Raw genomic sequence first — 2403 nt, 5'->3', positions numbered from 1 at the left:
GGCCTTCTCGTAAGTGTCCGTGAAAACGGGGGTGAACCCGCCCGCAGGATGCCGTGGTGCCGGACGAGGCCCAAGCGTTGATCGACTTCGCCAGCGGCATGCTTCCCCGGATCAAGATCACCGAACTGCTGATGGACGTGGACGATTGGACCGGATTCACGCGCCACTTCGTTCACCTCAAGAGCGGGGAGCAGGCCAACGACAGGACGTTCCTCATGTCCGCGATTCTGGCCGACGCCATCAACCTCGGCCTGACCAAAATGGCGGAATCGAGTCCTGGCGCCACTTATGCGAAACTCTCCTGGTTGCAGGCTTGGCACATCCGGGACGAAACTTATTCGGCCGGCCTGGCTGAACTGGTCAACGCCCAGTTCAAGCACGCCTTCGCCGTGCACTGGGGGGATGGCACAACGTCGTCGTCGGACGGCCAACGCTTCCGCGCGGGCGGCCGGGCCGAGAACACGGGCCACATCAACCCCAAGTACGGCGCCGAACCCGGCAAGCTGTTCTACACCCACATTTCCGACCAGTACGCGCCGTTCAGCACCAGGGTTGTCAACGTCGGCGTGCGCGACTCGACCTATGTGCTCGACGGTCTGCTGTACCATGAATCAGACCTGCGCATTGAGGAGCACTATACGGATACCGCCGGTTTCACCGACCATGTGTTCGCACTGATGCACCTCCTGGGCTTCCGCTTCGCGCCGCGAATCCGCGATCTAGGTGACACCAAGCTGTACGTGCCGGGCAAGGTGGGCGATCACCCGGCCTTGCGCTCAATGATTGGCGGTAGTCTAAACATCAAGCATCTACGCGCACACTGGGACGACGTGCTCCGCCTGGCCGCCTCGATCAAGCACGGCACAGTCACCGCATCGCTCATGCTGCGCAAGCTGGGCAGCTACCCTCGCCAGAACGGCCTGGCGATCGCGCTACGCGAGCTGGGGCGGATCGAGCGCACGCTGTTCATCTTGGACTGGCTCCAGAACGTCGAGCTACGCCGGCGCGTGCATGCAGGCCTGAACAAGGGAGAGGCGCGCAACGCACTGGCCAGGGCGGTCTTCATTCATCGGTTGGGTGAGATCCGCGACCGGACATTCGAGCAGCAGCGGTACCGCGCCAGCGGCCTGAATCTCGTGACCGCCGCAATCGTGCTGTGGAATACGGTGTACCTGGAGCGGGCAACCGAAGCGCTGCGCGAGTCCGGCAAACTGGCCGATGACGGCATGCTGCAATTCCTCTCGCCGTTAGGCTGGGAGCACATCAATCTGACAGGAGATTACGTCTGGCGCCAGAGCAGGAAGGTCGACGAGGGAAAATATCGGCCGCTGCGGGACTTCAAGAATCGGTAACAGGGCTTAGCGCCCGATTTTTTCCGTTTTCCCTATTCGCCCCACCACGGCCTCGCTGGCCGGAAAGGCTAGCTCGACGCCGTAGCGGGCCAGGTGCCAGCCGGCCCAGTAGCGCAGGGCAGTGGCATAGCTGCGGGTGGTGTTGGCCGCGGCCGCTTCGGCGAGCAGTTCACGCACTGCGTCGGCGGCCTGCTGGGCGAGTTGCTCGGGGAGCACAAGGTTTGCAGCTGTCGCCGACAAGACGGGTACCGTGCTATTTCGATTCATACTATGTAATGTACGTTATGAAACGAGACATGTACTAGCGATAATCATCACTTATCGCGACTACGTAATCAACAGAGTAGGGCGCCAGCGTAGGAGGCAATTTCATGGCTCGAGGCATCACCGAATCCGACGTCCATACTGCAGCCGACGAGATCGTTGGCGCGGGAGAGCGACCAACCGTCGAGCGCATTCGTATGCACTTGGGCACCGGGTCGCCGAACACTGTCACGCGATGGTTGGAGACCTGGTGGCGTGCCCTTGGTGCTCGCCTGGACGCTCATCAGCGCAGCCTTTCGGTGCCCGAGGCCCCTGAGACGATCACTAAACTGGCGGGGGAGTGGTGGGCACTGGCTCTCAAACATGCCCGGTCTGAGGCCGAGAACGGATTCGCCGACAAACAAGTCGCCCTTCTGACCGCGCAGGAGGCACTGGGGCGGGAGCGCGAAGGATTCGCCGCCGAAGCGATGGCATTGTGGGAAGCGGTAGCAGAAGCCTCCCAATCCGAACGACTCGCGACAGCCCGTACGGCCGAATTGCAGCGCCTGGTCAGCCAGCTTGAAGGAGAGATAAAAGAACTGGTGCGTCAGCGGGATGCCGCGCTCAGAAGAGCGTCGGACGCCGAAGCTTCCCGCCAAACAGTAGAGAATCGGTTACAAGCCCTAGCAGACGAGGCGCGGGTGGAGCGTGAAGGTGTGGCGCAGCATGTTCGTGCGATAGAGGACCGTGCTCACCGCGAAGTTGATCTGGGTTCACCCCCGTTTTCACGGACACTTACGAGAAGGCC

General features: G+C 61.9%; 1 protein-coding gene and 2 pseudogenes. 2 read left to right on the top strand and 1 reads right to left on the bottom strand.

All coding sequences use genetic code 11. The annotated features are described in order from the left end of the window. Positions 1–41 precede the first annotated feature (41 nt). Positions 42–1352: pseudogene (locus G582_RS16785) on the top strand (Tn3 family transposase); the annotation flags it as partial. Positions 1353–1394: 42 nt separating this feature from the next. Here the strand turns inward: G582_RS16785 and G582_RS0113270 are convergent. After that, a pseudogene (locus G582_RS0113270) lies at positions 1395–1619 on the bottom strand (integrase); the annotation flags it as partial. 104 nt (positions 1620–1723) lie between these two features. Between G582_RS0113270 and G582_RS18120 the strand changes: the two are divergent. Further along, the coding region (locus G582_RS18120; protein ID WP_156880559.1) for a DNA-binding protein at positions 1724–2403 on the top strand (680 nt) is incomplete at its 3' end.

Source organism: Thermomonas fusca DSM 15424, from assembly GCF_000423885.1.
Classification (GTDB): domain Bacteria; phylum Pseudomonadota; class Gammaproteobacteria; order Xanthomonadales; family Xanthomonadaceae; genus Thermomonas; species Thermomonas fusca.
This window is presented reverse-complemented; position numbering and strand designations above follow the sequence as displayed.